General features: G+C 60.5%; 41 protein-coding genes, 1 tRNA gene and 1 pseudogene. 9 read left to right on the top strand and 34 right to left on the bottom strand.

Annotated features, from left to right (window positions below; translation table 11 throughout):
- The first annotated feature begins 151 nt into the window (after window positions 1–151).
- Both CK489_RS27785 and CK489_RS42670 read left to right on the top strand, forming a co-directional pair.
- Window positions 152–227, top strand: a tRNA-Lys gene (locus CK489_RS27785).
- Window positions 228–515: 288 nt separating this feature from the next.
- On the top strand, window positions 516–650 hold the full coding sequence (locus tag CK489_RS42670) for a hypothetical protein (protein WP_283807310.1): 135 nt from the start codon (window positions 516–518) through the stop codon (window positions 648–650).
- 457 nt (window positions 651–1,107) lie between these two features.
- Here the strand turns inward: CK489_RS42670 and CK489_RS27780 are convergent, their stop codons facing one another.
- Window positions 1,108–1,494: a hypothetical protein gene (locus CK489_RS27780; RefSeq protein WP_198961037.1), complete on the bottom strand. Its 387-nt coding sequence runs from the start codon at window positions 1,492–1,494 to the stop codon at window positions 1,108–1,110.
- Between the two features lie 450 nt (window positions 1,495–1,944).
- Here CK489_RS27780 and CK489_RS27775 point away from each other — a divergent pair, with 450 nt between their 5' ends.
- Both CK489_RS27775 and CK489_RS27770 read left to right on the top strand, forming a co-directional pair.
- A complete protein-coding gene (locus CK489_RS27775; RefSeq protein WP_095734499.1) occupies window positions 1,945–2,661 on the top strand; it encodes a hypothetical protein in 717 nt (238 codons plus the stop codon).
- A 31-nt stretch (window positions 2,662–2,692) separates the two neighbouring features.
- Window positions 2,693–3,568 carry a DUF4062 domain-containing protein gene (locus CK489_RS27770; RefSeq protein ID WP_095734498.1) on the top strand — a complete coding sequence of 292 codons (876 nt, stop codon included), beginning with the start codon at window positions 2,693–2,695 and terminating at the stop codon, window positions 3,566–3,568.
- 21 nt (window positions 3,569–3,589) lie between these two features.
- Here CK489_RS27770 and CK489_RS27765 read toward each other — a convergent pair whose 3' ends face one another.
- The 23 genes and pseudogenes from CK489_RS27765 to CK489_RS27670 form a co-directional block, all read right to left on the bottom strand.
- Entirely contained in the window at window positions 3,590–5,161 is a 1,572-nt protein-coding gene (locus CK489_RS27765; protein WP_198961036.1) for a terminase large subunit, read from the bottom strand.
- Window positions 5,158–5,595 (bottom strand): DUF7694 domain-containing protein, encoded by a 438-nt coding sequence (locus CK489_RS41005; RefSeq protein ID WP_143278240.1) that lies wholly within the window; start codon window positions 5,593–5,595, stop codon window positions 5,158–5,160. The genes CK489_RS27765 and CK489_RS41005 overlap by 4 nt, the downstream gene beginning before the upstream one ends.
- Before the next feature lie 8 nt (window positions 5,596–5,603).
- Complete coding sequence (locus CK489_RS27755) at window positions 5,604–5,840, bottom strand: hypothetical protein (RefSeq protein WP_095734496.1); 237 nt, start codon at window positions 5,838–5,840, stop codon at window positions 5,604–5,606.
- Window positions 5,812–6,219: a hypothetical protein gene (locus CK489_RS27750; RefSeq protein WP_143278239.1), complete on the bottom strand. Its 408-nt coding sequence runs from the start codon at window positions 6,217–6,219 to the stop codon at window positions 5,812–5,814. Before CK489_RS27750 ends, CK489_RS27755 begins: the two co-directional genes overlap by 29 nt.
- Window positions 6,216–6,476: a hypothetical protein gene (locus CK489_RS27745; protein WP_095734494.1), complete on the bottom strand. Its 261-nt coding sequence runs from the start codon at window positions 6,474–6,476 to the stop codon at window positions 6,216–6,218. Before CK489_RS27745 ends, CK489_RS27750 begins: the two co-directional genes overlap by 4 nt.
- Window positions 6,473–7,645, bottom strand: a complete 1,173-nt coding sequence (locus CK489_RS27740) for a hypothetical protein (protein ID WP_095734493.1) — start codon at window positions 7,643–7,645, stop codon at window positions 6,473–6,475. Before CK489_RS27740 ends, CK489_RS27745 begins: the two co-directional genes overlap by 4 nt.
- Entirely contained in the window at window positions 7,645–7,968 is a 324-nt protein-coding gene (locus CK489_RS27735; RefSeq protein WP_095734492.1) for a hypothetical protein, read from the bottom strand. Before CK489_RS27735 ends, CK489_RS27740 begins: the two co-directional genes overlap by 1 nt.
- Entirely contained in the window at window positions 7,961–8,119 is a 159-nt protein-coding gene (locus CK489_RS41475; RefSeq protein ID WP_158226508.1) for a hypothetical protein, read from the bottom strand. The genes CK489_RS27735 and CK489_RS41475 overlap by 8 nt, the downstream gene beginning before the upstream one ends.
- Window positions 8,120–8,130: 11 nt before the next feature.
- On the bottom strand, window positions 8,131–9,141 hold the full coding sequence (locus tag CK489_RS27730) for a phage tail protein (protein WP_095734491.1): 1,011 nt from the start codon (window positions 9,139–9,141) through the stop codon (window positions 8,131–8,133).
- Window positions 9,138–9,494, bottom strand: a complete 357-nt coding sequence (locus CK489_RS27725) for a hypothetical protein (RefSeq protein ID WP_095734490.1) — start codon at window positions 9,492–9,494, stop codon at window positions 9,138–9,140. Before CK489_RS27725 ends, CK489_RS27730 begins: the two co-directional genes overlap by 4 nt.
- Window positions 9,494–9,769 carry a hypothetical protein gene (locus CK489_RS27720; RefSeq protein WP_095734489.1) on the bottom strand — a complete coding sequence of 92 codons (276 nt, stop codon included), beginning with the start codon at window positions 9,767–9,769 and terminating at the stop codon, window positions 9,494–9,496. The genes CK489_RS27725 and CK489_RS27720 overlap by 1 nt, the downstream gene beginning before the upstream one ends.
- A 147-nt stretch (window positions 9,770–9,916) precedes the next feature.
- Window positions 9,917–10,222: a hypothetical protein gene (locus tag CK489_RS27715; protein WP_143278238.1), complete on the bottom strand. Its 306-nt coding sequence runs from the start codon at window positions 10,220–10,222 to the stop codon at window positions 9,917–9,919.
- A 21-nt stretch (window positions 10,223–10,243) separates the two neighbouring features.
- Window positions 10,244–10,339: pseudogene (locus CK489_RS42950) on the bottom strand (DUF5681 domain-containing protein); the annotation flags it as partial.
- A 111-nt stretch (window positions 10,340–10,450) separates the two neighbouring features.
- A complete protein-coding gene (locus CK489_RS27710; RefSeq protein WP_245350514.1) occupies window positions 10,451–11,593 on the bottom strand; it encodes an AAA family ATPase in 1,143 nt (380 codons plus the stop codon).
- Window positions 11,590–11,826 (bottom strand): hypothetical protein, encoded by a 237-nt coding sequence (locus CK489_RS27705; RefSeq protein ID WP_095734487.1) that lies wholly within the window; start codon window positions 11,824–11,826, stop codon window positions 11,590–11,592. The genes CK489_RS27710 and CK489_RS27705 overlap by 4 nt, the downstream gene beginning before the upstream one ends.
- On the bottom strand, window positions 11,823–12,029 hold the full coding sequence (locus CK489_RS27700; protein ID WP_095734486.1) for a hypothetical protein: 207 nt from the start codon (window positions 12,027–12,029) through the stop codon (window positions 11,823–11,825). Before CK489_RS27700 ends, CK489_RS27705 begins: the two co-directional genes overlap by 4 nt.
- A complete protein-coding gene (locus tag CK489_RS27695) occupies window positions 12,026–12,487 on the bottom strand; it encodes a RusA family crossover junction endodeoxyribonuclease (RefSeq protein WP_095734485.1) in 462 nt (153 codons plus the stop codon). Before CK489_RS27695 ends, CK489_RS27700 begins: the two co-directional genes overlap by 4 nt.
- Window positions 12,484–12,759, bottom strand: a complete 276-nt coding sequence (locus CK489_RS27690) for a hypothetical protein (RefSeq protein WP_095734484.1) — start codon at window positions 12,757–12,759, stop codon at window positions 12,484–12,486. Before CK489_RS27690 ends, CK489_RS27695 begins: the two co-directional genes overlap by 4 nt.
- Window positions 12,756–12,941: a hypothetical protein gene (locus CK489_RS41000; protein ID WP_143278237.1), complete on the bottom strand. Its 186-nt coding sequence runs from the start codon at window positions 12,939–12,941 to the stop codon at window positions 12,756–12,758. Before CK489_RS41000 ends, CK489_RS27690 begins: the two co-directional genes overlap by 4 nt.
- Before the next feature lie 3 nt (window positions 12,942–12,944).
- Entirely contained in the window at window positions 12,945–13,187 is a 243-nt protein-coding gene (locus tag CK489_RS27685) for a MerR family transcriptional regulator (protein WP_095734483.1), read from the bottom strand.
- 81 nt (window positions 13,188–13,268) lie between these two features.
- Window positions 13,269–13,598, bottom strand: coding sequence for a hypothetical protein (locus CK489_RS27680; RefSeq protein WP_143278236.1), 330 nt, complete (start codon window positions 13,596–13,598; stop codon window positions 13,269–13,271).
- 26 nt (window positions 13,599–13,624) lie between these two features.
- Window positions 13,625–14,881, bottom strand: coding sequence for a tyrosine-type recombinase/integrase (locus CK489_RS27675; protein WP_095734481.1), 1,257 nt, complete (start codon window positions 14,879–14,881; stop codon window positions 13,625–13,627).
- Window positions 14,882–15,153: 272 nt separating this feature from the next.
- Window positions 15,154–15,663, bottom strand: coding sequence for a hypothetical protein (locus tag CK489_RS27670; protein ID WP_143278235.1), 510 nt, complete (start codon window positions 15,661–15,663; stop codon window positions 15,154–15,156).
- 578 nt (window positions 15,664–16,241) lie between these two features.
- Between CK489_RS27670 and CK489_RS41880 the strand changes: the two genes are divergently transcribed.
- The 3 genes from CK489_RS41880 (at window position 16,242) to CK489_RS27660 (ending at window position 17,368) form a co-directional block, all read left to right on the top strand.
- Entirely contained in the window at window positions 16,242–16,400 is a 159-nt protein-coding gene (locus CK489_RS41880; protein WP_198961035.1) for a hypothetical protein, read from the top strand.
- Between the two features lie 105 nt (window positions 16,401–16,505).
- Window positions 16,506–16,835: a hypothetical protein gene (locus CK489_RS40995; RefSeq protein WP_143278234.1), complete on the top strand. Its 330-nt coding sequence runs from the start codon at window positions 16,506–16,508 to the stop codon at window positions 16,833–16,835.
- Window positions 16,836–16,927: 92 nt separating this feature from the next.
- Window positions 16,928–17,368 carry a DUF5658 family protein gene (locus tag CK489_RS27660; protein ID WP_050630797.1) on the top strand — a complete coding sequence of 147 codons (441 nt, stop codon included), beginning with the start codon at window positions 16,928–16,930 and terminating at the stop codon, window positions 17,366–17,368.
- Window positions 17,369–17,786: 418 nt separating this feature from the next.
- Here the strand turns inward: CK489_RS27660 and CK489_RS40990 are convergent, their stop codons facing one another.
- Together CK489_RS40990 and CK489_RS40985 are read right to left on the bottom strand one after the other, a co-directional pair.
- Entirely contained in the window at window positions 17,787–17,984 is a 198-nt protein-coding gene (locus CK489_RS40990; RefSeq protein ID WP_128089646.1) for a hypothetical protein, read from the bottom strand.
- Between the two features lie 555 nt (window positions 17,985–18,539).
- Entirely contained in the window at window positions 18,540–18,722 is a 183-nt protein-coding gene (locus CK489_RS40985) for a hypothetical protein (RefSeq protein ID WP_143278233.1), read from the bottom strand.
- A gap of 146 nt (window positions 18,723–18,868) precedes the next feature.
- Between CK489_RS40985 and CK489_RS40980 the strand changes: the two genes are divergently transcribed.
- Window positions 18,869–19,324, top strand: a complete 456-nt coding sequence (locus CK489_RS40980; protein WP_143278232.1) for a hypothetical protein — start codon at window positions 18,869–18,871, stop codon at window positions 19,322–19,324.
- Window positions 19,325–19,407: 83 nt separating this feature from the next.
- On the opposite strand, the gene CK489_RS27655 is transcribed toward CK489_RS40980, so the two are convergent.
- Together CK489_RS27655 and CK489_RS27650 are read right to left on the bottom strand one after the other, a co-directional pair.
- Entirely contained in the window at window positions 19,408–19,647 is a 240-nt protein-coding gene (locus CK489_RS27655) for a hypothetical protein (protein ID WP_050630799.1), read from the bottom strand.
- Between the two features lie 245 nt (window positions 19,648–19,892).
- The gene (locus CK489_RS27650) at window positions 19,893–20,138 is read right to left on the bottom strand and encodes a hypothetical protein (protein ID WP_094194240.1); all 246 of its coding nucleotides are present in this window, start codon (window positions 20,136–20,138) and stop codon (window positions 19,893–19,895) included.
- A 348-nt stretch (window positions 20,139–20,486) separates the two neighbouring features.
- Between CK489_RS27650 and CK489_RS27645 the strand changes: the two genes are divergently transcribed.
- Entirely contained in the window at window positions 20,487–20,936 is a 450-nt protein-coding gene (locus CK489_RS27645; RefSeq protein ID WP_095734479.1) for a BLUF domain-containing protein, read from the top strand.
- A gap of 16 nt (window positions 20,937–20,952) precedes the next feature.
- Here CK489_RS27645 and CK489_RS27640 read toward each other — a convergent pair whose 3' ends face one another.
- The 6 genes from CK489_RS27640 to CK489_RS27615 all read right to left on the bottom strand — a co-directional run bounded on the left by CK489_RS27640 (window position 20,953) and on the right by CK489_RS27615 (window position 24,240).
- Window positions 20,953–21,147 carry a hypothetical protein gene (locus CK489_RS27640; protein ID WP_050630801.1) on the bottom strand — a complete coding sequence of 65 codons (195 nt, stop codon included), beginning with the start codon at window positions 21,145–21,147 and terminating at the stop codon, window positions 20,953–20,955.
- Between the two features lie 583 nt (window positions 21,148–21,730).
- Window positions 21,731–22,213, bottom strand: coding sequence for a hypothetical protein (locus CK489_RS27630; RefSeq protein ID WP_095734478.1), 483 nt, complete (start codon window positions 22,211–22,213; stop codon window positions 21,731–21,733).
- A gap of 33 nt (window positions 22,214–22,246) precedes the next feature.
- The gene (locus CK489_RS41875; protein ID WP_167350186.1) at window positions 22,247–22,411 is read right to left on the bottom strand and encodes a hypothetical protein; all 165 of its coding nucleotides are present in this window, start codon (window positions 22,409–22,411) and stop codon (window positions 22,247–22,249) included.
- Between the two features lie 88 nt (window positions 22,412–22,499).
- Window positions 22,500–22,760, bottom strand: coding sequence for a DUF3551 domain-containing protein (locus CK489_RS27625; RefSeq protein WP_050630821.1), 261 nt, complete (start codon window positions 22,758–22,760; stop codon window positions 22,500–22,502).
- A gap of 300 nt (window positions 22,761–23,060) precedes the next feature.
- The gene (locus tag CK489_RS27620; protein ID WP_050630804.1) at window positions 23,061–23,912 is read right to left on the bottom strand and encodes a 3-hydroxybutyryl-CoA dehydrogenase; all 852 of its coding nucleotides are present in this window, start codon (window positions 23,910–23,912) and stop codon (window positions 23,061–23,063) included.
- 136 nt (window positions 23,913–24,048) lie between these two features.
- Window positions 24,049–24,240: a hypothetical protein gene (locus CK489_RS27615; RefSeq protein ID WP_050426568.1), complete on the bottom strand. Its 192-nt coding sequence runs from the start codon at window positions 24,238–24,240 to the stop codon at window positions 24,049–24,051.
- Window positions 24,241–24,286: the final 46 nt, after the last annotated feature.

Here is a 24,286-nt window from a genome sequence, read left to right as displayed (position 1 = left end):
CAGGCATTGGAACGGCAAATCCGCCGCAACGGTGCACAATTGACTGCCCATCGGCTATTGACCCGATGGGCCCTGCCCCCTACACAGCGCGGGCTGGAGCATGATCCGGAGCGGTTTCACCGCTCGGTCCGGATCCGATGTTCAGGTGAGTGAGCGCGTAGCTCAGGCGGTAGAGCACGTGACTTTTAATCATGGGGTCGAGGGTTCGAGTCCCTCCGCGCTCACCAAACAATATCAAGTACTTAGACCAAAAATAAAGCCTTCGAATCGATCTCGAAATTTCGTCTTGCACACACCTTGCACACAGTAGGTGCGGCAATGACGATCGCTTTCGTGCTGTTCGGGATCGCCGCCCTGGTGCTGCTCATGCCCTTGATCGGCGCGGTCGCGCTGATCGCCAAGGTCAACAGTTTTGGGGATCCGGGGTAGAGGTTGGCGCAACGTTCCTCGTTGATGGTGCGTTGCTGAAATTTGGGATGTGTCACGAATGGGAGGCCTCTTCAACGGAGGCCACCATGCTCGCCGAAGCCAACTCCCTTTCACTGAAACTGACCTGGTGCATCCTTGAGGGCCACGCAACCGGTCCTCTCGGCATTACCGCGCTCTTTGCCGTGGCAGTCCTGTTGCTCGCTCGAAAGAAGTCGGGTTAGTGCGGCCCAAGAACGGGCACGGCCCCAGCCTTGGAGAACTGGGGCCGTGTGGGCATCGAGGTGTCGGGGTTTTGGGGGAACTTCGGCACCTCGCGCTAAACCGGCGCCCGAGTGCGCGGCGGTTTGGGCGCCGTGCTGAAATTCAGAACCGTTGGCGCAGTGCCGTCAATACCTCAAACGGGTCACCTTGTGACGGTTTTCGGCAGTCGGCGAAGGCAGGCCGTAGTCCGCACTTCCTGGCACGTGCATTGCCCTATCTTTGTCGCTGGGGATTTCAGCGTCCCAGTTCAGGGAGGAAACGCCGCCGGGCGTGTATTTTTGAAACCGGCGGCGTCTTTTCTTGGGGACTAGAGGCGGTAGAGCCGCCTGCCGATCAGGGCGAGACAGGTGCTTGCCCGGATCGCATAGCGCGCCAGCTTGAGGCGCACGCTTGCCATCAGCAGTTGGATCAGACGCATCAGGCCATCGCCCCCTGCTGCCAGTCCTGGGAGCCGACCTGCTCATGCAGTCCATCCCAGTCCCCTATCCCGCTGTCGTTGTCCTCCTCGAGGTCGTCGGTGCCGCCGGCAGCCCAATGAACCTGGGCGATCCGCTCAAGGCTTCCAAGGTCGGGTTCGTCGTCCTCGAAACAGTCCTCGCGCTCGCAGTCATCGAGCTCTCGCTCAGTCATGACGTATTCGTCGCTCGCATCAAGGAAGGCGATCAGCCGCTCGATTTCGGCGGATGCCTCTTTCCTGAGTCTGGCGAGGGTTTGGAGAGTCGTTTCCCGCTCCCGCTGTTGGAGTGCGAGGCCGGATAAAATCGCACCAGCGACTCGCGCTGGGCTTTCTATGGTGGTTTGCATGGTAGGTGCTCACTGGTTTCGGCTTGTCACAGCCGCACCCCGTGACAGACGAGGCAGCCGGGGGGTGACAACCCGCCAGTGAGACGGGTCGGACGCTTTTGGGCTAATGGGCTGCCCCCGATTTCTCGGTGCCCCCGTCAGCCTTGGACAGAGCAGTCCGCCCCCGGCCTTGCCTTCGGAATCCGAACAGGCAATAAACGTCGGGTCGGAGCCGCACCGCCAAGTGCGTCCGTTCATTCAGCCGCTATCGCTCGACGCCAATCGAGGGATTTCCTGACCAAGGAATGCGGCCTATCACTGGTCCGGGTTGTCACACCCACGGACAGCTTGCTCCTGATTTGCTTAAAAATCCATCCCCTCCCTTGGGGGATTGTTTTTGGCTGCGCCTTCCGGTTGAGTCATCGTTCTTGCTCAACGCACTGCCCGATTTACAGCCGCGAGATATTTGAAATGACCGACTTCATTGGACCGGCTGTCGTCGCCGCGGCCGTCTCTGGTATCGTTACCGCCATCGGCATTTTTGTTTCAAACAAGACAGCGACTAGACTGCACTCCGACAAACTGAAATTCGAAGAGCAACTTGCCGAAAAGAAATTCCGCTTTGATATCGATCTAGCCGAACGAAAATTCCAATATGAAAAAGACCTGCACGACCATAAGCGGCTTGTCGAGTTCGGCGAGGAACTTCTCGCAGCGTTCTACAAGATCGATGATGTCCTGAAGGGCGTCCGCTCGCCGGCTGCTTTTGGAAACGAAGGCTCCTCGCGCCCTCAGCAAGACGGGGATGACACCAACGTAGCCAAGAGAAAAGACGTTTACTTCGTTCCATTGGAGCGGTTGGGCAACAATGCGGATTTTCTGTCCGATTTCTTCAGCAAGCGCTACCGCGCTCGCGCTCTTTTCCGGGATGCCGAGCTTGATCAGGCATTCCAGCTTCTGAATGAGGCAATCGTATCAATTCGAGTTTCAGCGTCGATGCTGATCAGCACGGTGGGGTCCCCAGGTCAGCGCGACTATTCCTTTTGGGAAAAGCGCGAGGCTGACATCTGGGCTGGATTTGAGGATGATCCGGTAGGGTCCAAGATCAAGGAAGCCATCGAACTGGCAGACGCTGCACTTGGCATCGCGTTGGAAGAAGCGGCACAGCCAAGCGCGAAATCGGCCTAATCTAAAGGCAAGGATCGAATCGGAGGTCCACGTGGCATATCAAGCAAACGTTATTCAGATCATGATTGCGTCGCCCGGCGACGTTAGCGCTGAGCGCAATGCGGCGACGGAAGTGATTTATCTCTGGAACGCGATCTACGCGCAGGCCACGAATCGGGTCTTGCTACCCGTGCGTTGGGAAACTCACTCTACGTCAGATCTTGGCGGAAGAGCTCAGGCACAGATCAACGATCGCGTGTTGAAGTTCTGCGACTTGCTGGTGGGGATATTCTGGACACGTCTCGGAACGCCAACAGGGGAAGCTGAGAGCGGAACGGTTGAAGAGATTAAGGAGCATCTTAAGGCTGGAAAACCGGCGATGGTTTTCTTCTCCCGACAGCCTGTTGTGCAGGATAGCATTGATCACGATGAATACGAGCGGCTGAGGAATTTCAAGAAATGGTGCCGTGAACAGGGCATCACTTGGGATTACGAAGACCCGCTGGACTTTAGAGATAAGTTCAGTCACCAGCTGCAGATCCAGCTCACGTCGAATTCGAAGCTCGCCCATAAAGCCGGCTCGTTGCCGGCCCCCTTACTGCTCGATCTGGCTCCCGCAAAGCCCACCCCGACGATTCCTGAACTGTCTTCAGAAGCTCTCCAAGTTCTAACGGCAGCCGCTCAAGGCCATGGCCAAATTCTCGTGGTTAGCGCTATCGGCGGCAAGATCTTCCAAGCCGGCGGAAAACAACTTGGAGGGTCAGATCATAGAACTACTGCCGCATATGACTTTGCGATGGACGAACTTGAGGGGCACAAGCTCGTCAAAGCTCAAGGAGTTAAGCGGCAAGTATTTCAGGTTACGAAGCAGGGATACGATTACCTCGATGCCCTCAACCTTTATGTGCGTCCGATCGCCAATTCGTAGGCACTCACGCAATGCCGCCGCCTAACAGTACCCCATATTCGGATACTCGATCGGCCCACTGAACTTGCCTCCCGAAACGACCGGCGCCCCGTTCGGCTCCGAGAACGTCAGCGCCACAGCGTCCCCCTCGTCCGGGCTCGGCATGCCGCGCTTCTTCATGTCATCCTTGCTCTCGAGCATCAGCCGGCCATCGCTGGTGTACTTGTAGCCGGGTCCCGTCAGATCGGACTGAAGGCTATCACTGTCCGGCAGCGAGAAATGAGAGCCTGCTAGCGCGTCCTTGAGATTGGACCACATCTCGGCCCGCCGATTTGCCGGACCGCCTGAGGGCTTGCCGCTGTCATCCAGCGGCGGCGGCTCGATCGGCTTCGATCCGAAGTTGACCGCGTTCAACTGCCCGCTCCCGAAGCTGCCGCCATACCCCTGCTCCACCAGCCGGTCATAGATGCCGGCACCAAGGCCGCCCACGTCGATATTCACCTTCGCCGGCTTGTCGTCGCGCATGATCTTGGCGACCCAGCCGGCGACCTGCATGGTGTCCAGGCCGCTCCGCTTCTCGATCTTCTCGATGCAGCTGCCGCGGCGCCATGCAATCGCGGTGCTGTCCGCACCAAAACGCGCGGGATCGACGCCAACGATCAACGGCCCTTTCCCTTCGGTCTTGGACTTGCGAGCTCGGAGCACCAGATCGTGCGGAATGAAGCTGTCAAAGTTCGAAGCCAAAAACGCTTCATCCGGCGTCAGTGGATACTCGCGCTTGAAATAGTTGATATCGCCCTTGTCCGCGATCTTGCAGCGCCGCCAGTAGATTTGCTCGGCGTCGAGGCCATGCAGTTCCGCCAGTTGCTTTTCCTCGCCGGTCATCTCGAAATCGTCGGGCGCGGCCCTGCGGTAGGTCGGATCCTCGGACCAAGGCAGGAAGACGGCCTTGAAGCTGTTTTCGCCCGCGAGCGCCTTGCACCAGAATTGATGAAACTCATCGCCAAACTGGTTGCCCGTGGTCTCCACGATGATTTCCGTGTCCGGAAGGTCCGGCACGGTTTCCATCAGCGCCGCCAGTTGCTCCCTGAGGTTCACCCAGAAAGCCGCCTCCGACGCATGCAGCGCCTGCGCCGTTGACGATCGGCCGGCGCCGTCTTCCGTCGCGACCGAAACCAGATAGCCGGAATCGATATTGGCAAACTTCAGCTCTTCCGCATTCGACGCCCCCGTGACCGGCCTGAGATCGTCAGGCATGTGGTCGTGGAAGCGCTTCACCAGCGTGAACAAATTGCGTGATGCCGGTTTCTCATGCGCCACGATCGCGGTCAAAAAACCAGGGCTCTTGATGGTCTTGTGATAGTAGCGGCCCGCAACATACGTGCTGACGCCCTCCTGCCGTGCCTTCAGCACCACGATCCGCACCATGCCAGTCGTGGCGCGCTGCTCCTCAATGATCGCGTGGAGCTTCTTTTGCACCGGATTGAATACGAACGGCACCAACCCGCCCGCCTTTGGCCGGATCTTCAGATGCGTTGCCGCGAAATACTCGAGATCGCCATCAAGGCGCTCGAAGTGATCAAGCGTCGCGCTGATTTGCTCCAGCGCGTTCATAGTGAGCGGCCCGCTTCTAAACGATGCGTGAGATCGGCAAGGAAGGCTTGAACCCGCAGATAGGTCTCCTCCGGTCCCATGCCGACTATGCCAACCAGGGTCGGCGGGGGTGCAGGAATTGCCGCATGCTTTGGCTTCCAGAGATGCAGGCAATAGCGATCATTTTTTACGTATTCGGACATGGGCGGATGAAGCTGCATCACCCGCTCCTCTTCATCCCAGAACAGATCCTTGACGAAGCACATTTCCGGCCAGTTTGGTGATCGTCGCCGAACAGTCGAAACCGAAACTTGCTCCCAGCCGGTCTCTTCACCGTCGCGCGACGCGACGTGCAGCTTGCACCCGCAAGGGCCTTCCAGGATGAAACGACCGTTGAAGCCATTATCCGGGCCGAAGTAATCGACGACCCTGGCCAGTTCGAGTCGTTCAGGCAATTGAGCTCTCAAGATGCCTGGTCCGATTTAGCACCGTACAGCTCGTCCATCTTGCCCATGACATGCATCGCCTGCGCACAGGGGCATCCCCGCGCCTGCAGCTCGATGTCCCGGCGAATGTTCGGCGCCGGAACGCCAACGCATTCCTTCCTGATCTCTTCGACGTGCCGATCAATGATCTCGTCGCACTCTTTGCGGATTTGAATGATCCGCTCTTCAAGCGGCAGCGTCTTGGTGATCGCCATTTTCTTTCCCGATTTTCTGTCGCAGTTCGGAGACTTCAGACTGAGCGTGTTTGATTGCCCGATCACGCTCAGCTTCGCGGCGGAGAATGGTCTGCTTAATTCCCCAAGGGAGCATCAGGAACATCTCCTGCTCTTCCTTCCGCCATGACCGCGGCGGCCGGGTCGGATGCACTGCATCGAAGGCCTTCAAGGCCACATCCGATCGGCCCGGCGGCGCATAACCCAACGCCTGGTGCTGCTCATCGATGGCCGCGACTTCGGCGAACAGAAGATCGGGCGTGAGGCCACCATGATCGCCGATGAATGCGGCCACTGTCAGCGGCATCGCCGGCAACGGATGATGCCCCATCACCTGACACCATTTTTGAAAGCGGCTCATCGATTGCTGCGCCTCAACGCCGCGTGGATCTGATGCAGCCGGGCAACGTGGTGACGGCGCTCGGTGCCATCGTAGGCCTCTTCAATCGAGAGGGCCTGATCGGTTGTCCCCGCATCTTCCTGGCCATACTTGTCCAGCACTTGGGCGCGCTGCTCATGATCGAGGCCTGCAAACCACTTCTCCTGCTCCGCAGGCGTCGGATCAATCCCGCGATTGATCCCGGATCGCTTGTTTTGCTCGAAATAGTCATCGCTCATCGTCTGTTCGCTCTCATTGCGGTCAGGAGTGCATAGGCGTCATTTTCACTCCCCGACCTGTTCAATCGCCCGTTCAGGGTCGAGAGATCAGTCTGCCGCGCCTCACTTGGAGCACGAGCAACGCCAGGCCGCTGAACCGGTGGCAGGTCAGGTTTTACAACCGCTTTCGGCGCATTCCGCACTTGCTCCATCTGGGCGGCGTCGATCAACGCACGCTGCGCCCACGCCGGGAGCCGTGTTTGCGCCAGCGCCGCGATGTCATTGCCCGTCGCGCCAAGCCCCTCGAGATACGATCTCACACTCTCGCCAGTAGCCCGATCAACGGGACCATACTTCTGCTCATAGGCGCGGGCTTGCTCGGCGTTGTAGGTCTGAGTGGCCTGCCACTCGCGCTGTGCGGCTGCGTGGCGCTCGTGCTGCGCCGCAGCCATGAGATGGCCGGTCTGCTGATCAAGCTGCTGGAGCTGCGCAAACCGCTGCGGGTTCTGCTGCTGGATCGCCGAGAGCACGCTGGCCGCATGGTTGGCGTCCGTCACGCCCTGCAATTCCGGGATCAGTGCAAAGGTCACCTGCCGGGCAACCGCAAGGGCGCCGTCCAACTGCTGGACATACATGGCGCGCGCCTGCTCGGCAGCCGCAGTCGAGGCCTGCACATGCTCGCTGATAGCCCGGTGCGCCTCAGGATGGTTCTCCAGCCATTGCACGGCTTCCGCCGCAGGATCGGCCGCCCGTGCAGGGTCAGCCGGCGCAAGATCATCGGCCTTCGCGCTCGTCTCCGGCTGGTCGAGTGCCCCAACGCTGTCCAGCAGTTCGGCGTCTGCAACCGCCTGATCAAGATGATCCTGATATTCGCGCCAACCGGACAGTGCATCCGCGGCAGTTTCCGGCGTCAGAGAAACCTTCGGCCCCTCATGGTCCGGATTTTCGAGATCATCGAGGAAAGCGGTGCCATCCTTGTTGGCATAGAGACCGATCTTCTCCGGCTCCTGCTCTTCCTCGCGACGCGCCGTCAATTCCTCAGCGGCCTGCGCCTCGTCGAGCTCGGCAACGGTCTCCTGCTTTCTCAGCGGCACCCAGCCAGCATCGTGCTCGAGCCCGGCCTGACCGGTCAGCGGTTCGGCCGGCGCAAACTGGCCGCTGTCGTCGCGAGGAGCTTCAAAGTCAGACATCAGCGTTTCTTACCGTTCGAGGCCATGATTTCAGGCAGCGTTGACGTGGCGATTTCATATGGGGCCTCGATCACCGGCTCTTTCCGCGCAGTGCGTCCAGTCCCGACAACCATTCGCGGCCGGACGGTGGTGATCGCCTCCGCGGTCGTGTCCAGGCCGGATGGATGCTGATCGGGCTTGAGGATCCGATACCCGAGCAACGCGATCTCGCGAAAGACTGCTCGGGCCTCAACTCCATTGAGCATGCGGAGCGGCGTGCGATCCCGGAGATAGTCCAGGAAATTGCGCCATTCCTCATCCGATTCCAGAAAACGATCAGCCATTGCGGCGCTTGCTGTGCTCGCGCTCGATCGCGCTGGAAAGATCGCGATCCAGGTTAGGCTGCGGTGCCGGCTGGCCGCGGTTGATATAACTCTCGATGTCGCGGTTCTTGTCCTGCGGCGGCACTTCAGTCGGATTGGTCGGATTGCGCATGTGATGTCCTTTCAGATGATCCGTAGGATGTAGTTGCAGCAAATCGTCGGCTGCGCGATCGCATGGGGAGCGCCCCCACCCGCCTGAAGCGTCGCGTTCGCCACACTGTCACCGCTGGTGATCGAGATACCAGTTGTTCCGGAGCTGATGCTCGCCGCGCTAGCGTTCGCCGCCGGAGTGCCACCAGCCTGATAGAAGTTGACACTCGTGCTCGCCGCAGTCGTCGTGTGAGAATGCCCAGGATCGACAATAAAAACGCTGTGTCGATGCGCCGGAATTTCATTCGTCGTCAAAGTGTGATTGTCGGAGCCACTGGCGAGTCCCAGTTGCGGGCTGCCGAAGTAGGTTGAGCTCAACCGGCCGGCGGTGACGCCACCCATGTTATCCACGGCGGCTGCGACACGACCACGCATGTCCGGCAGATTAAACGTCGTAGAACCATCTCCAGTCCCGTATGTCGTGCCTGCGGCGGCGAAGAATGCCGCGTAAGTCGTTCGCGAAATCGCCTGCCCTACGGGGAACACAAACGAGCTGTTGGGGGTGGTTGAAAACCAATAATCCAACCCGCCTCCCAGCGGGATATTATACGGATTGCCGAAGAACCCGCGCAGATAGAACGCGCCATCCGTATTGTTATAGATGGCCGTGTATGGCGTGCCCTGGATCAAGGTCCCGCTTGGCACCTCAACACTCGGCGCTGTCCGTAACGGCTTGGCGCCCAGGCCATCCACGTTCAGCGTGCAAGTCCCGGTCTGCGTCGTGTGCGGTGTGAAGGCGATCAACTGTCCCGAAAGTCGGGCAAGCGTGTCAAACTGCTGGTTGGAGGTGACGGTGTACGCTGTCGAAGTGCCAGCGGTGACGATCGCACCAGCAATGTCATCCCGCCACTTCGCAGTGCTTGCCATCATGGCCCGAGCGCTATCGTTCACGCTAGACGGCACCTGCCCTTCCTGCCAATTGACCGTGCTGTCAAAGGTTGCGTTATTTCCAGCCGTCTGAGACCACCATGCAACGCCGGTCATGCGTGCTCCTGCGACTTCAAGACCACGGGATAGGTGCGCACCGCCCGCTCACCATCGACGCGCAGCGGGAGCGGCTTAAGCCGCCAATGCCGCGCCGGATCGAACGGCTCGGTGTCCTCGTTCTCGATCGGAAGCCACTGCCCGCGGTCGTCAGCGGCAATGCGGTAGCTGGTCGTCAGGACATCCCCGCCGGGCGTGACCAGAGCGAATTGCTGGTCAGCCACCGCAAAGCCCTCAGAAGCCAATGCAGCGTCCGCCAGTGAGCGCATCAGGGTGCTGAGGTTCACACCGCGGCGATCGGCCAACGCCCTCAGCAGGTCTTCCCTGCCGTAGCGGAAGGTGATGTTTTCCATCACGGGTGACCCTGATAGTTCTGCGACGAGCCGCCGCCGCCGCCGACCGTGACGAATTGCGGCGGCACGACCACCAATGCCTGGTTGGTCAGCTTCGGTCGGTGAGATGTGAGCGACCAGTCATAGCCCGGCCCCAAGATGTGGTCGCCTGCCAAGCTGGCAGCTTGAGCAAGCGCCTGCGTGGCATAGGTGCCGACCATCGTGGCCGGCTGTGCACCGGCAGCTGCGCTCGTCGTGGTGACCGCCGGTCGCCAGAGTTGATAAGTCGTCGCCATCACATGCGTCCCTTCGCAAATCGGATGCATGCGACTGTGAGTCATTCGCTTGCGAACTGCAAGCCCCCGTAATCTTTAGTCACGTAAATCTTGTTGATTTTATTTGTCTTTCTGTCGTTTTCTGATCTGTGCACGCGCTATGCACACTTAGCCAGCAATTTCCGCCAGTTGACCATCGTTCGGAATGTGCTTCGCCAACCTCGCGCGAAGATCCTCCTCGATCCATGCGAACATCATTTCCATGTCGATGCCTGTTGCGCCGGCAGCGTGGATGATCTCGACCAGGCGCCGCATGCTGCGCATCTCTTGGCTATCCAATGGGCCAGTTCGCTGCTCGATCGAAACCGCAATGTCTTTCGGGATGATCGAGAACATGACGCGCAGATAAGTGCTCGGGTCCTCGTGCTTAACGCGGTCCAGAACGTCGCTTCCGCCTGAAGTCCAATGCTTCAACGCGTCCGCACACGCTGCATCAGCGAACTTGCTACGGGCTCCCTGTGGCCTTCCGGCAGGGTTTCCGCTCTGTCCCGGCTTCCACGGCCTCAACCCACTCCTTGGGTTCTGTTTCATCACCGCCTCTAACGATCTAACCTAACCGAACATTTCGTACCAACTGGTAGACGGTCTACCAGCTAACCTAACCTAACAGGGTCTTTAGACCCGTTAGGATGGTTAGCCCCGTTAGCCTCTCCAGAACTGATTATCCCGCTGAGCAAGAAGCTGAGCAGCCGCCAGCTTTTGCCACAGCCGTTTGAATTGCTGGCTTGGATTGGAATGATCCTTGTCCAGCACGCCGCGCCGGTAAAGCTCGGCCTTCCAATCGTCAGCATGAGCCACCATCACGCCGGCAGGCGTCTCGACAGTCACCATGCGCTGACCGCTATCGAGGATGGCAGCGTCTAAAGCCTCCAATGCTAGGCGGTGCTCTGGCCGCAGGGCACGGCTCTTTGGTTCGGTCAGTGCTGCATCGTCGCAGGCCTTGACCACGCATGAGGTGATCTCCTCCCCGTCTTCATCCTGCCCGACTGCGACTACTTCCAGAGTGCTGACGATCTGCCCTCCCTGCGGACCATCCTTTGCCAACTCGACTTCAACGATGACCCTGTTCGCGCTGTCTCGCTTCACCTCAATCTGGGCATCTGCGGCGCCGGTGAGTGACGTGTGACCTCGCGGCCGGCTTCCGTCGATGCCGCAGTGATGGACAACCGGAACTGCACACTCAAAGGCTTCCCGGATTGCGTCAGTGGCCTGCACATAGGCTGACATGTCCTCGTCACTGCTCTCTGATCCGGCAAGAGATCGGTTCAGGGTATCCAGCGCAATCGCGACGGGCGTTTCGCCGTCGAGCTCCGACTGGATGGCCTTGATGAGCGCCTTGTGGTCCTTCACCAGGCTCAAAGTTACCGGCATCAGGTAGAAGGGCACCCGACCTGTATGCCCGTCGAGCTTTGTGAGCCGGAAGGCCTCAACCCTCGCCTCAAGCCCGCTCTGGCCCTCAAAGGCGCAGTAGACCACGGGCCCCTGATGAACCCGCCGGCCGCGATAGGTCCACCCCAGCGCGACATGCATCAGGCAATCAAAAAGCCAGAACGATTTGCCGCATTTCGGCTTGCCCCAGATCACAGACAAGCCGACGCGCGGGATGAGACCTTTCACAAGGTCTCGGCGGTGCGTGCTGAGCTGGATCTCTTCGAATGGCACGAGGTGAATGCGGCTCGTGACAAGCTTTGGCCTGCTCTGAGCCGCGCGCCAGCTTCGCTCGGCGGCAAAGTCACTCATGCCGCCGTATCTGGGGTCGTCTCTCCAGGGAGCGAGTTCGTTCATAGACCCTCCCATCCCCAGCCCTTCACAAGGAAGGTGGCCTTGATCTCGACCGGGAGGCAGCCCGGCGCAACCTCTTCAGTCCACCGAAGCGCGGTCATCGGATCGATCGCGCCGCTGGAAAGTGCCGTCCCGTTGAAGACGATTTCTTCGCGGATAAATTCCAATCGCTTGCAGACAGTGCGGAGGGCTGCCAGCACGAACTCGCGCTGCTGTTGGGCATGAGTTAAGCTCATGAGCCACCTCCTTTCCCGTCGCAGATGTCTTCCCAATAGAGATGCTGGACCTCAATCCGTTGAGCGATTAGCTGCTCGACACGGCGCCGGTTTTGATCGAACGCTTCCGAGATTGCCTTGAGTTCGTTGATATCGAGGCAAGCGCCGCCGGGGCCGCAAATGTGATCGGCAATGCCGTTGACCTGACAGGTGAGCCAGCTCATGCGACACCTCCCACGCTATGCTGATCCCGGAAGGTCGGCATCGGCCGCACCGTGACGACAACGAGCGGCTGCGGCCCGTAACGCTTGTCCAGCGTCATCCGGCAAATCAGGCTGTCATCGCGATAGACAACGCCGTTGAGGGCGTCGTTCCAGGCCTTGGCGATGTTGTCCAAGTCCGGCTTTTTGCCGGGCTTGATGTCGCCAGTGATGGCCTGCTGCTGCTTCCGCTGCGACCAGGAGGCTGGCACTGGAAAAACGGCGCGCAGCACAAATTCCAGCGGCTCATCGAACGCCGGGCGTGAACCCAGCTCCTGCATCGCCGCGGTCCGGATCATGCCCTCATAGGAGCGTGTCTTTTCCGGCGTGTAATGGCCGACATGTCCGCCGCGGACGAATGCTCGAGCCCTGCCTTTGCCCTGAGGGATGCCGGCAAGGCAGATGGTGATTGGTTCACTCATGCGGCGCTCTCCGGATCATCGTTCCGCGGCGAGGCTGTCGGAAACTCCACGACGTTGTTCTCGCGGGGTTGATCGGAGACCTGGGCAAGCGCACTCAGAAGGCCCGAGGGCTCGGTGGTAGGCCGAACCGGGTTGTTAATGTGCGAATTGATCTTCAGAGAGGCCGCATGGAACGCGGCCGACAGATCTTGCAGGTCGGCAATCAGGTCGACGTGCTTGATCGCGTAATCAACGAGCGTGCTGATCCGTGATTTCAGCGCTTCGGAGTTCATTGCGCCACCTCGCCGTGCATGAGGGGTGCAATGACCGACGCCATCGCGAGACTGATCGCGCAGCGGCGCGTCAGTCGGACAGCTTGCAGTTTCAGAAGAGGTGCCTTAGATTCCGCAGCGTCTCGCCAGACACCATTCGGAATCGGGTCGCCCTCTCGGCGGCCCTTTTCATTTTCGGCCATGATCTATGCGACCTCCCGAACGTCAGAGGTCGATTTGCGCTTGCCGGCCTCGAGCCAGGCGTCCAGGTCGTCGGGGTCGTAGCGAACGGCACCTTTCCGCTTGATGTAGAGCGGACCGCCGCCAGTGCAGCGCAGCTTTTCGAGATAGTTCGGCCGCGTGCCGGTATAGATCGCCGCCGCGGCCGTATCGAGCGGCGCACGCCGCTCCTTTACCGCGGTTGAAGCGAGAAGTTTCTCGGTGGGCATTGGAAAGCCTCGCAAGTGTTGAACACCGCGAGACAATCAGTGGAAGTGCCCCGACAAACGAGAACAGGAAAGACGGTGCCGCTATATCATGTGTTTTTTGCGCTCTCGAATACGCTCAATGTGCGAGCGCTCTGTCGTGCCCTTCGAAAGGCGGCCGTTAGCCAAGTATGCCCGCACAGCCTTTGGTATTGTGCCAAACTTGGGGATATCTGCGATCACGGCCGCATCCACATCGGCATCCTTCTTGAGACCTCGTTCGCCGTGAAGGCGCGGAGGTTCAATGAGGATGCCGACCAATTGCTTGACTTGCTTAAATGCCGTTTCCCTATCGGCAAGCGTAAGGATAACTCGCTGTTCTGCGGCTTCGATCATGCCCCGAACGATTTTCCAGCCCTCATCTATCTCGTCCAACGTGATCTCGTTTCCCCACCGCTGTTTCATTTCGCAGCCCCAAATTGAACGATATTATCGGCCGGCGGCTTCAGGATCAGCTCAATCAAGCCCGCCAGCTTCTCCAGCGCGTCGCGCTTCTCATCCACGTACTCATACCGATCGTAAGTCTCGCGAACGCCGCCGATGACATGGCCCAGCACGCGCTCCGCATGGTCTGCCGGAACCTTGGCGCGGCTCATGAGGCTGCGCGCGGTCCGGCGCAGGTCGTGCAGCGTCCATCGCGGCATCGCCTCCCGCTTCTCCGCCTTCCGGATCTTGGCGATCGCCGCATCGAGCTCACGCTTGGCCTTTGAGAATCCGCTGAAGGGCCGCTTGCCCTCCGTGGTCGAGAACACAAACCAGGCGTTTCCTTTGAAGCCTTCCGGCTTGGCGCCGATCAGGGCTTTGGCCTGCTCCGTCAGCGGAATGACGTGATCCAGCTTGGTCTTGTAGCGCTCGCCGGGGATCGTCCACAGGTCGCCGTCGATCTCGGCGGAATTCATCTCCGAGGATTCGTTCCGGCGCGTCGCCAGCACCAGGAGCGACTTGACGTACCGGGGATAGCAGGCCGGCACGTCAGCGCTCTCCAGCGCCTTCCAGACGTCCCGGATCTCATCGTCCGCCAGCGTGCGCTTCCGGGCACGTTCCTTTGGCTTGGTCCGGGCCATGCCGCGGACGATCGGCGACTTGAATTCGTCGTCTCGGGCCGCCTGCCAGTTGAAGGCCTTACGGACGTGCGCCAGTACCCGATCGGCCATCACCGGCCCGGCGTCGTCCTCGACCGCATCGAGCATGGTGACGATCTCGCTGCGCTTCACCTCGTAGATCGACTTGGCGCCGAGCTTCGGCCGGACGTGCGTGTCAAAGGCGTGTTCGATCTGGTCTTGGCTGCGGAGCTTGCTGGCATGCCGCTTCACGAATGTATCCAGGATGGCGTTGACGGTGTTGGTGCCGGACAACTTCTCCTTCTTGGCCTCGGATCGGGCCTGCTCCTGTTCCGCGACCGGATCCCGGAGATCGGCCACCTCGCCGGCCCGCTTCTTGGCGAGCGTCCGAGCCTCGTCCGCGGTGATGGCGCCGTGGAGGCCAAGGCCAAACCACTTGGACGCGCCGCCCGCGTTCCGATAGCGGAAGCCGTAGCTCACCTTGCCGCTTGGCAACCCACGAGCCACGAAGCCCTTGATCTCTGTGTCGTACAGGATGTCGCCCGGCTCGAGCTTGTCCACCTTGGTCTTGACGATCTTCGCCTGAATGCCGCCCATCGTGCACACCAAATCATTACGTGGTCTATGTGCACACTCTATGCACACAGCAACGGGTCAGCGCAAGGAAAAAGTTGACAACGCACAGCAACAGGCAGAATATTCGCTTGTTCAGTAACTTAAGCTGAGTTTAGAGATTTCTGCGGCGATGAAAGGACTTAGCCTGTGTGCACGCCTGTAACTTTTAATCATGGGGTCGAGGGTTCGAGTCCCTCCGCGCTCACCAAAACTTGCAAATTATCAATGTGTTGCTGATCTTCCTGAAGACCCGTCTACTGCGATGACTTTTGTGTCCGCGCCATGTCCGCAAAAATGAAGATGTCCGGGACCAGCCACCGGCTTGCATCGTTTTGGATGATCCGGGTTTTGGCCGTCGCAATGGGCTCGGCCGGAATGGGTGCAGTTGCAGCGCTTGCGGGAGATCCGGCGCCGGCACCGATCGTCGAGTATCCAGTGGCGGAGCGCGCTAAGAAGGCCGATCGGCTTTCGCTCGTCCCAGAGCCGCGGGCGGTCGGCTCTACCGCGACCAGCGCCCCCCCGACACAGCCAGCACCGATCGCATCGATACCGCCACCGCCTGCCCCACAAACGAAAACGATCTTGGAGCCTCCCGCTCCTGTCATCGCTCCACGGCAGCATAATGCGACCAATCCGAATGTGAGGAAGAGAAAGCGGCTCGCCAGCAGCAAACCATCTGAAGCCGTACCGGCAGAAAAACCTATCCGGACCATCGACTGCAGCGGAAACGGGCTGGACGGTCTCTTGCGGTCGATGCGGCTCAAGCCTGGCTGCTTGTAGAATTTACTCGAACGGCGTCGGCGCGCGCGCCAGAAGCGCCGAGGCCGGCGGCACGGGCCGTGCAGTTAGATTTACGCTGGGCCGCTCCTGGCGGATTCGCCCCCCTGTCCACCTTAAGCGCGGCTCGAGATCGGACAGACGCATCTCGTCCGGCCATTTCGATGCGTCGATCGTGACGTTGTGTGAGCCACCGATAGTCCTTGCAGAACACGATGATGCGCGTCGCGCTCGTTTTGCGCATTTCGCCGAACGTGATCTTGGTTGGGTGGTCGCTCATGATTGCAACTACAGCTGCTTCGCGTCCCGGCGGCAATCCACGAAGCCTAGCGGGCAGCAACGTTCCACCCACCATCAATCGGTCAAGGCTCCGTCCGCGACACCCACCCAATCGATGGCACGCCCCCTGCATTAGATTTCCTGCTGAGGATTTAGTGTCCCAGGAATAGACGCCGCTAGGCGGTGTATTTTTGAGACGGCACCCCGGATCAATGGGGAGGTATCGTTGAACAGCACAGCATCTCAAAAGGCTAGGTTTCTCGTTCGGACAGGAGGCTCCGGCTGGATGGTCTACGATCGAGAACTCAAAGGGCCAGCGCAATTGGAAAAGGGAGGCCGGTTCGCGGAGAAGCTGACGAAGGAACAGGCTGAAAATCTAAGGCAGATGTTGACGGATTCCCTGCCGCTGCCTGCGGGCAAGCGTCGCGCCGCGCGTTCCGAGTAAATTGCATTGTTGTCCACAGTGTGGATTGCGCCACACCCCGCGGGCGTGAATCGCCGTAGCGTGGGTTTCAGGAGTATGACTCCATGGGCCTCGGACCCGTCGCGAATGGCAGGCTATGCTTTGGCGGCCTACGTGGGCCGCCCGGCGTTAATCGAGCTCCCGCCTGACAATTGGAAGTACAGCGCATTCCGGTTTCGCGAATGCGAGAGCGGCACCATTTCCAAAACCGATTGCGCGGCACCGTGGATCTATTTCGAGCTGAGAAGATCGCAACTGTCCCGGACCGATCACATCATGACTGCCGCTTTTGCGGAGCGAAACTCACCCTCGTCAGAACGATCATGGAATCTGAAAGCGGAGTTGTCATTCATACGTTTGAATGCGAGCGGTGCGGAGACCGTACTTGGACCGATTAAATTCAAACGCGACGAATAGCGGCCACCACGCGGCGCACATCCTGCTGCAGCACATGCCCAAATGCGCAAAGCTGCGGCTTTAAAGTTGGTTTGCTTATTTGAGATGGCGATATGAAGATTTGGGCCTACACTGATACAAGCAAGAACGTTGGCGACCCTCAGCATCTAAAGCTCTTTGCAACAAGTGACGCCGCGCAGTCTTGGTTCAAGCAGAACGATCCTGAGGGGGTCGCATTCGCCTACGAAATCATCTTAGGGCCCGGTTACGTAGCCAAGACGCTTCTGGTGCTCGCCGTTTTACTTCTCGGGCTAGCCGATCTCTTCACCACCAATATAATTTTGACTACCGGCGGTGGCGAGTCGAACCCGTTTATGCACATTGCGCAAACATGGCTAGGTCCTTGGTGGCTTATGCCGAAGCTGGCCTTAACCTATTTCATGATGTGGCTGCTTTGGCGTAGCAACAACCCGTACAACATTGCTCTTGTGGTGGCGTTCTGCTCCACGCCTGTCCTGAACAACTTGCTCATCATCACCACCAACAGCCCATAAAAAATTACGCCGCCGGGCTCGAAATGGGCTGTCCCGACGGCGCCTGTTACTGGGCCCCTGAAATCCCCCAGCGAGGTCGCTCTAGCAGCCATCGAGGGCGCCGTTTGTGAACCAGTTCTCAAATCGCGCCCCGTAGAACCACTGCTTGCCCTTTCATCCTTGGTTGAGCGACACTTGGCTGCAAGCCAATGGCTCTCTTCAGGAAGTCGGATGTGATGCCGAGTGGATTGCCGCCGCCGAAAGCGGGGCTCTTCTCGCCATTCCGGATATAGCCAACCAGCCTCCCTAGAAAGTCACCTCTGCCAGAGGTGAAAACTTCGCCCAAGCTGTAGCGTGCCGCTGCGTGCAGGAGAGCGTCCGCAAATTGTCCTGTACAATTCGCTATTGATCTATGCGGAACTCGCCGAGGACAGCTCCCTCAGGCGAACGTGACGTCGGTCACATCGCGCGTCGAGGCCTGCGCATAAGGTCCTCCCATCGCCGGAATGATCCGGTCAGCAAAGGGAGCGATCAGATGAACAAGTTTATTGTTGCCGTTGGTATGACCATCACGTTTCTCTCGGGATCGTCGGCGTTCGCAGGTGGTCACGGCGGTGGCGGAGGCATGAGCGCTCATTCTTTCGCTGCGCCACAAGTTGCCTCAGTCCGCGACCATCGTGGCTCCGCGCAGGGGGAAGGCGGAGTGACCGTCACTAACGCGCCGCGCCCTGACAACGGCCGACACTGCGGAGTGAGCTATGCCTGCGGAGCCAGCACTTACCCCGAAACAGGTACGCGGGATCATCGCTCTGGTCATTGAAGCAGACGCCCGGAGCATTCCGGATTAATCACGGGTCGAGGGCGCGCGTCCCTCCGCACTCACCAATTAAATCAATCACTTAAGACAGAAAGACCCAAGCCAGCCGGAAGTCAGCTCGGATCGTGCACACGTGCTCGGCTTGGCCTGCTTCGTGCGGCGATAGGTGCCGACGTGATGAACGGTGGCCGGCAAACCTGAGCCAGGCTGATCCGACTGGCACTGAACTTGCGATTACGTTCTCTGCTGGGATTGCAGTCCCCAGATTGAAACAGGGCGCCGCCGGGACAAATCATTTCGGGCCCGGCGGCGTACTTTTTCGGGACGGTCGGAACAGCATGCCGCGGCCGACGGGATGCCCGGCCGCTGAAGAGATCAACGAACCGGCGGGTTGTAGCGATCCCAGATTACGGTTTTCGAGCTACCCTGCGCCGATCGCGCGATGGCGTCGTCGAACTTGTGATAGTGGTCGAACTGCTGCTGCTCATCGCGCAGCTGCGGCGCCTGGGCAGACGAGTACGAACTATTCGCACCGTTCCACTGATCAGATCCCGACACGACACAACCCCATCCTGGTTCAGATGCAGGTTGGTTAGCATCGTTGCGCTCGTACCTCTGTATCGTCGCCGCAACAGCGCCGGCAATCCGGGCAATATGCCCACACGGATTGTTTCCGTGGGTCTTCGTGCGTGAGGAGCCGGCACATGAAACTCGCCAGGGCCGTCGCAGTCTGGCTTGCGCCTTGCGCATTTGCCGCAACTGCCAATGCACAAAGCTGCCTCACGGGCCCGATTAAGACGAAGGACGGTACCTTGCAGACATGGACCGTCGTCAATCGCTGCGGCGCGCCGGTGACATTGCGCTATTCGCTGACAGGTCCGCTCGGCAAGGAGCCGAGAAGCACAATCGTCTCCGCCTGCAGCAGGCAGCGGATCGTGCAGACCTTCGCGACGGATCAGGTCGATTTTCTGGACACGGCCTATGGTCCGGGCTGGGAGAAGACTTGTCCGTCATTGGACGACGAGGTTCGTCCCAGGACACGACCGGCAAGATCAACCAACGAAACAGATCAGATTCCGTTTCCGTCCATCAGCCCTCCGCCCCTGGCGGATCCGAAGCCGATAAGTCCTGCGGGAGGGAAACCGATTCCCAAAGGGTAGAATGGGCGTTGGTGCTGCTGCGGAATCAATCGCACAGCGCTGAACGCAGCGGCGAGGTCAGCGTCGATCGAGGTCGACGTCGTTCAGGATGACAACGGCAGCTCGCCCTGCCCGCCTGTCCAGTCGATGATATCGACCTGAAGCCCTCGCTTCAGCATCTCCGCCTCGAGGCTGCCGGCATGTCGCTTCCACTCCGGCGTCGCGCGGACGCGGAATTTCGGCTCCTCGCCGCTCGCCTCGAATTCATCGTCGGCCTTGAGCGCGCCGCGGACGGCCTCGTACATCATCTTCAGGCTGGCGTCGGTGAAGGCGCCGTAGTCCATCGGTCGTCTCCCTCAGCACTGTCGGGACGCAAAAGGCCGCCACGGAGCACCTCGTGACGGCCTTCTGCATAGCGGCCCATCCAGACGGCCCAACATGAACGTGGGTGAGTCGGGTTAATGAAACGTTGTTCGCACGACGGCGGCGTCCCTGTGTTGAGCTCGCCGACAATGCCGACACGGAAAGGCCTCGCCGAAGCGAGGCCTCCCTGGATTGTGCTGATCGTGCGAGATGCGTCCGGCATCCGCTAATCGTCGTCCCAGTCACGACCACGGATGACGACGCCGCGGTCACGGTAGTCATCGCGATGATGGTACCAGCCGTGGTGCCAGCCGCGATCGTGCTCCCGGTAAACACGCGGGCCGTCATATCGATAGCCGTAATAGCCGGGGCTGCTGCCGATATAGACGCCGACACCTTGCGCGCTGGCGATGGTGGGTGCCGCTATCGAGAGGGCTGCCGCTGCAGCAAGAGCGTAAGTCAACTTCGTCATGACATCCTCCTTTCCAGTACCCTGCTAACGGCTGGCGTCCGCGCATGTTGCAGGAACAGGTTCGAAACTTTCCTGCGGAACTTTCATGAACGCCTGTTCAACCTGTGACGCGTTCGACGCCACGCCAGGCAAGCGCAGAAGACCGGTAGAGCCGTTTGCGGTCCCGTGTTTCTCCGGATTCCACTTCAGTCGCGAACCGCGCTACCAGCCGGGAACCGAGACTGGTTCCATCCAGCTCGCAGTTTCCAGATTTGCCGGTCGGGGCCGTGACGTGACGCGGCCCCTTTCATTTTTGCCGCGTGTCGAGCGCGGGACTTCTTCCCTTTTGACACGCTGAGGCAATTTGAGATGTCGCTGACCGAGCATGCCTTGATCTACGTCAGTCGCAGCAACAGCAATGTGCACGATAGTTCTGCGAGCGAGATCATTCGCAGCATCCTGGCGCAGTCGCGCGCGAAGAATGCGAGGCTCGGCGTGACCGGCGCGCTGCTCTTCAGCGAAGGTTATTTCTGCCAGGTCCTTGAAGGCGAGCGAGCGGCCGTCGAGGAGATTTTCGGCGCGATCGAATCCGATCCGAGGCACCGGAACATCACCCTGCTGACCTTCAGGCCGTCTACGCCGCGACGCTTCCCCGATTGGTCGATGGCCTATGCCGGCTCCACTGCCGGCCCGGTATGGACGCGCAAGATGGAAGGGCTGCTGGCCAATCCGTCAGAGATCGATAGTGATCAACTAGGCCGCGAGCTGCTCGTCCTGATGACGGATCTCGTCAGGCAGCAGGATCTCGACGGTCCCTAGGTTTGGCCGTCGCGGCTCACAGCCGCAGGCATCGAAACAATTGGGCGAGCGCCGTGTTGGCGGACTGCGCGCGCCGTTCGAGCATTTCGGCCGCCGTGGCGTAGTTGCGGGCCAGGATCTGGAGCGCACGTCGAGCATCCGGCAGCGTCGACTGCTTGGCCATTTCCAGGCACTGGTGCTCGAAGTATCGAAGCTCCTCAAGTTCAGTCATTGCGATTCGTCCGATTACGTTCTGCAGTTTCGAACTCACTGCGCCAACGGCCTAGTGAAAGTTTGGCAAGATTGTTGCGAACGCCGGACTATCTGGTCGGAATGTTGCTGAACGCATGATTTGATAATCACCGCTCCGTGACCCGCGCGGATGCGCGCCGGACGCGGACGCGCACCGGGCGCGGACGCCGCACCGGGCTGATCGACAAGCGCACCCGATCGCTTCAGTATGCGTGAGTCTTGCTTCGGACGCAGCAACTCTCGACCGGAGTGCAGGGGCATCTTCTCGAGGATGGCGACGGCGCAGCGCTGAGTTGGCTTTGTTGAACCAGATGAAGAAACGCGATTGGGTCTTCGTGGCAGCCTGCGTGGCAGGCGCTCTGCTGTTCGGTATCTGGAGTGTCCAAATGGGCTTCGCGTTTCATCGCTCCCGGCAGGGGCCGACCGATCTGTCGAGCTCGCACCGGCGCAGCCAGGACACCTCGTCCGCGAGCAGCCCTGCCCGGCTCGTAGCCGGTGACGGCGATCAAGCGGACCACCGGTCCCGTTAGGCCGCGCAATCGCGTTTCTCATCGCCGCACCGCCTAGGCCCAGGCCAGGCCAGCGACGACGGCGCCGTCATCATCGTCATTCCCGGCGCGCGTGAGCCGCCTGCGGCGCGCGCTGTCGGTCGCACGGCGATGACGCATGTCGAGCCTGTGCAGCGCCTTCGGCAAGCGCCCCGCGATGTCGCGAACGAACGCGATGGCCTGCCTCACGACCGCCATGACGGTCGCGAGACGCGTGAACACGCCGATCAGGAAGATCATCGAGAAGATGTCGATATAGGCCAGCGCATCGCCAACCAGCATCAATTCGGGAGGAAGCGGAATCCGGTGCAAATAGGCGACGATCAGGATGACGACCGGGATCAACGCGATCAGCTTCCGCAAGGTCAGCCGATCCAGCAAGGCGGCGAGCTCGACGACCAGGACCAGCCATAGCCAGTCGCCGAGCGCGGCCGGCTTATCGATCGTCCACGTCTGCCACCACCGCTGCCACAAGCGCTGCCAGGTCTGCTTCCACATCGCGGCGTCCGCCTTGTCCCCGGGCAATGATTGCTACGGCTTCGACGTCGCCTCGCTGCCGTCGCCCTCTACCGCGGCGCCCTGCGCATCGGCCGAATCGACCGATGGAAAGATCCGCTCGTAGTTGGCCCGGGCCTCGCGGATCAGGCGCGCACGCTCCAGTTCAGACTTCGAGATGAACCTGATGATCTCGCCCATGTGCTCTCCAACGCAGGGGGAATTGTCCAGCCATCGCCAATGCAACCATCGTGCCTGATGGCTGCCCGGCCGACATGCGCACCGTGCTTTACCGGGTCGCCCGCGGCGCGATCCGCTGCTGGCTGAACGCAACGCGCGGATTGATGCCGCAATAGGCGTCCCGGCCTGACGCCGACGCCTGGCACTGCTCGTAGGTCTGGTAGCCGCAATAGCCGGGATATCCCTCGTCCCTGCCCTGGATGCACCAGGGATAGTCGTAGGGGTCGGCCGCCGCCGGCTGCACGGAGCCGGCGATCCAGCTCGTTCCGAGCGCCGCGAACGCGACAATCGCCCAACTCGTCTTGCGCATGATCCTGCTTCCTTCGTCGATCGGCACCCAGCCCTCGATGTAGGTACGCCGGCACGATCTGCGAGGTTTCTGCGCACGGCCTCAAGAAGCTGTGACCCGGGCGTCACGCCGCACGTCGGGCGCCAATGGCACACCCCGCATGGGATCGGGACATACAAAAAACACGAGGCCCGGTGTGCCTAGGAGACCGGGCCTCGTGTCTGATGTCCCCCGCCTCGTGGCGGATCAGGTGTCGTGGTTACGCGAGCTTGCGCGCGCGATCCATCCCGGATGACTACGGGGATCAGCCGCGCGCGGACGTCACTTGCTGTAGCTGTAGAAGCCCTGCCCGGTCTTGCGGCCGAGATGGCCGGCATCGACCATCTCCTTCAGCAGCGGCGCCGGCCGATATTTCGGATCGTTGAAGCCGGTGTAGAACACCTCCATCACCGACAGCATGGTGTCGAGCCCGATCAGGTCGGCGAGCGCGAGCGGTCCGATCGGATGGTTGCAGCCGAGCTTCATGCCGGCATCGATCTCTTCCGCGGTCGCAATGCCTTCCTGCAGCGCGAAGATCGCCTCGTTGATCATCGGGCACAGGATGCGGTTGACCGCAAAGCCCGGGCTGTTCTTCGCGGTGATCGCGACCTTGCCGACGCGCTTGGCGAACGCTTCGGCCTTGGCGACCGTGTCGTCCGAGGTCTGCAAGCCCCGGATCAGTTCGAGCAGCGCCATCACCGGGACCGGATTGAAGAAGTGCATTCCGATGAATCGGTCGGGACGATCGGTCGAGGCCGCAAGGCGGGTGATCGAGATCGACGAGGTGTTGGTCGCGACCAGCGCACTCGGCTTCAGCCCGGCGCAGAGATCCCTGAGGATCTTGACCTTGAGCTCCTCGTTCTCGGTCGCGGCTTCGATCACGAGATCGCAGGCGGCAAGCTTCGACTTGTCGGTGGTCGCGGTGATCCGCGCTAGCGTCGCGTCGCGATCGGCGGCGGTCATCTTCTCCTTGGAGACCAGGCGATCGAGACTGCTCCCGACCGTCTTCAGGCCGCGTTGCACTGCCGCGTCCGAGATATCCACCATGGTCACGTTCAGTCCTGCGGCCGCGCAGATCTGCGCGATGCCGTTGCCCATGGTCCCGGCGCCGATAATGCCAACCGTCTCAATCATTGCGTTCGTTCCTCGCAGCTAGCGCGGCCGCACGGCCGCATCCCCAAAAACGGCGGACCGTGGGGCCCGCGGATGGCGCAGGAATAGCAGTACGGCCGGGCGGCCGATACAGGAGACGCCGGTATCCTGGTGAGGTTTATTCGGGGCGCGGCGGCAAGGGCCGCCGTGGCGGAACGGCGGTGCGCGACGGCAGCTCGGTACGCGGGGGATCAGCCATCCGCGACGGCTCGAACACGCGATTGAGCCGCACGATCCACCAGGCCAGTCGCCCGTAGTTGCGGCGAAGCGCCGATCCGAATCCCTCGTCGATATCCTGGTCACGATCCATACCCCTATCGTTAACGTGCATCCTTGAAGGAACGGTGAGTGCCATC

The sequence above is a fragment of the Bradyrhizobium sp. UFLA03-84 genome, assembly GCF_002289535.1.
Lineage (GTDB): Bacteria > Pseudomonadota > Alphaproteobacteria > Rhizobiales > Xanthobacteraceae > Bradyrhizobium > Bradyrhizobium viridifuturi.
The sequence above is the reverse complement of the archived record's forward strand: the minus strand, read 5'-3'. Positions and strand labels throughout refer to the sequence as shown.

Excerpts from the sequence above, each read along its gene's own strand:
- CK489_RS42670 (WP_283807310.1), top strand. The coding sequence starts at position 516 with ATGCTCGCCGAAGCCAACTCCCTTTCACTGAAACTGACCTGGTGCATC.
- CK489_RS27780 (WP_198961037.1), bottom strand. The coding sequence starts at position 1,494 with ATGCAAACCACCATAGAAAGCCCAGCGCGAGTCGCTGGTGCGATTTTA.
- CK489_RS27775 (WP_095734499.1), top strand. The coding sequence starts at position 1,945 with ATGACCGACTTCATTGGACCGGCTGTCGTCGCCGCGGCCGTCTCTGGT.
- CK489_RS27765 (WP_198961036.1), bottom strand. The coding sequence starts at position 5,161 with ATGAACGCGCTGGAGCAAATCAGCGCGACGCTTGATCACTTCGAGCGC.
- CK489_RS27755 (WP_095734496.1), bottom strand. The coding sequence starts at position 5,840 with ATGGCGATCACCAAGACGCTGCCGCTTGAAGAGCGGATCATTCAAATC.
- CK489_RS27750 (WP_143278239.1), bottom strand. The coding sequence starts at position 6,219 with ATGAGCCGCTTTCAAAAATGGTGTCAGGTGATGGGGCATCATCCGTTG.
- CK489_RS27745 (WP_095734494.1), bottom strand. The coding sequence starts at position 6,476 with ATGAGCGATGACTATTTCGAGCAAAACAAGCGATCCGGGATCAATCGC.
- CK489_RS27740 (WP_095734493.1), bottom strand. The coding sequence starts at position 7,645 with ATGTCTGACTTTGAAGCTCCTCGCGACGACAGCGGCCAGTTTGCGCCG.
- CK489_RS27735 (WP_095734492.1), bottom strand. The coding sequence starts at position 7,968 with ATGGCTGATCGTTTTCTGGAATCGGATGAGGAATGGCGCAATTTCCTG.
- CK489_RS41475 (WP_158226508.1), bottom strand. The coding sequence starts at position 8,119 with ATGCGCAATCCGACCAATCCGACTGAAGTGCCGCCGCAGGACAAGAAC.
- CK489_RS27730 (WP_095734491.1), bottom strand. The coding sequence starts at position 9,141 with ATGACCGGCGTTGCATGGTGGTCTCAGACGGCTGGAAATAACGCAACC.
- CK489_RS27725 (WP_095734490.1), bottom strand. The coding sequence starts at position 9,494 with ATGGAAAACATCACCTTCCGCTACGGCAGGGAAGACCTGCTGAGGGCG.
- CK489_RS27720 (WP_095734489.1), bottom strand. The coding sequence starts at position 9,769 with ATGGCGACGACTTATCAACTCTGGCGACCGGCGGTCACCACGACGAGC.
- CK489_RS27710 (WP_245350514.1), bottom strand. The coding sequence starts at position 11,593 with ATGAACGAACTCGCTCCCTGGAGAGACGACCCCAGATACGGCGGCATG.
- CK489_RS27705 (WP_095734487.1), bottom strand. The coding sequence starts at position 11,826 with ATGAGCTTAACTCATGCCCAACAGCAGCGCGAGTTCGTGCTGGCAGCC.
- CK489_RS27700 (WP_095734486.1), bottom strand. The coding sequence starts at position 12,029 with ATGAGCTGGCTCACCTGTCAGGTCAACGGCATTGCCGATCACATTTGC.
- CK489_RS27695 (WP_095734485.1), bottom strand. The coding sequence starts at position 12,487 with ATGAGTGAACCAATCACCATCTGCCTTGCCGGCATCCCTCAGGGCAAA.
- CK489_RS27690 (WP_095734484.1), bottom strand. The coding sequence starts at position 12,759 with ATGAACTCCGAAGCGCTGAAATCACGGATCAGCACGCTCGTTGATTAC.
- CK489_RS41000 (WP_143278237.1), bottom strand. The coding sequence starts at position 12,941 with ATGGCCGAAAATGAAAAGGGCCGCCGAGAGGGCGACCCGATTCCGAAT.
- CK489_RS27685 (WP_095734483.1), bottom strand. The coding sequence starts at position 13,187 with ATGCCCACCGAGAAACTTCTCGCTTCAACCGCGGTAAAGGAGCGGCGT.
- CK489_RS27675 (WP_095734481.1), bottom strand. The coding sequence starts at position 14,881 with ATGGGCGGCATTCAGGCGAAGATCGTCAAGACCAAGGTGGACAAGCTC.
- CK489_RS41880 (WP_198961035.1), top strand. The coding sequence starts at position 16,242 with ATGGTCTACGATCGAGAACTCAAAGGGCCAGCGCAATTGGAAAAGGGA.
- CK489_RS40995 (WP_143278234.1), top strand. The coding sequence starts at position 16,506 with ATGGCAGGCTATGCTTTGGCGGCCTACGTGGGCCGCCCGGCGTTAATC.
- CK489_RS27660 (WP_050630797.1), top strand. The coding sequence starts at position 16,928 with ATGAAGATTTGGGCCTACACTGATACAAGCAAGAACGTTGGCGACCCT.
- CK489_RS40990 (WP_128089646.1), bottom strand. The coding sequence starts at position 17,984 with ATGAGCGCTCATGCCTCCGCCACCGCCGTGACCACCTGCGAACGCCGA.
- CK489_RS40980 (WP_143278232.1), top strand. The coding sequence starts at position 18,869 with ATGAAACTCGCCAGGGCCGTCGCAGTCTGGCTTGCGCCTTGCGCATTT.
- CK489_RS27655 (WP_050630799.1), bottom strand. The coding sequence starts at position 19,647 with ATGGACTACGGCGCCTTCACCGACGCCAGCCTGAAGATGATGTACGAG.
- CK489_RS27650 (WP_094194240.1), bottom strand. The coding sequence starts at position 20,138 with ATGACGAAGTTGACTTACGCTCTTGCTGCAGCGGCAGCCCTCTCGATA.
- CK489_RS27645 (WP_095734479.1), top strand. The coding sequence starts at position 20,487 with ATGTCGCTGACCGAGCATGCCTTGATCTACGTCAGTCGCAGCAACAGC.
- CK489_RS27640 (WP_050630801.1), bottom strand. The coding sequence starts at position 21,147 with ATGACTGAACTTGAGGAGCTTCGATACTTCGAGCACCAGTGCCTGGAA.
- CK489_RS27630 (WP_095734478.1), bottom strand. The coding sequence starts at position 22,213 with ATGTGGAAGCAGACCTGGCAGCGCTTGTGGCAGCGGTGGTGGCAGACG.
- CK489_RS41875 (WP_167350186.1), bottom strand. The coding sequence starts at position 22,411 with ATGGGCGAGATCATCAGGTTCATCTCGAAGTCTGAACTGGAGCGTGCG.
- CK489_RS27625 (WP_050630821.1), bottom strand. The coding sequence starts at position 22,760 with ATGCGCAAGACGAGTTGGGCGATTGTCGCGTTCGCGGCGCTCGGAACG.
- CK489_RS27620 (WP_050630804.1), bottom strand. The coding sequence starts at position 23,912 with ATGATTGAGACGGTTGGCATTATCGGCGCCGGGACCATGGGCAACGGC.
- CK489_RS27615 (WP_050426568.1), bottom strand. The coding sequence starts at position 24,240 with ATGGATCGTGACCAGGATATCGACGAGGGATTCGGATCGGCGCTTCGC.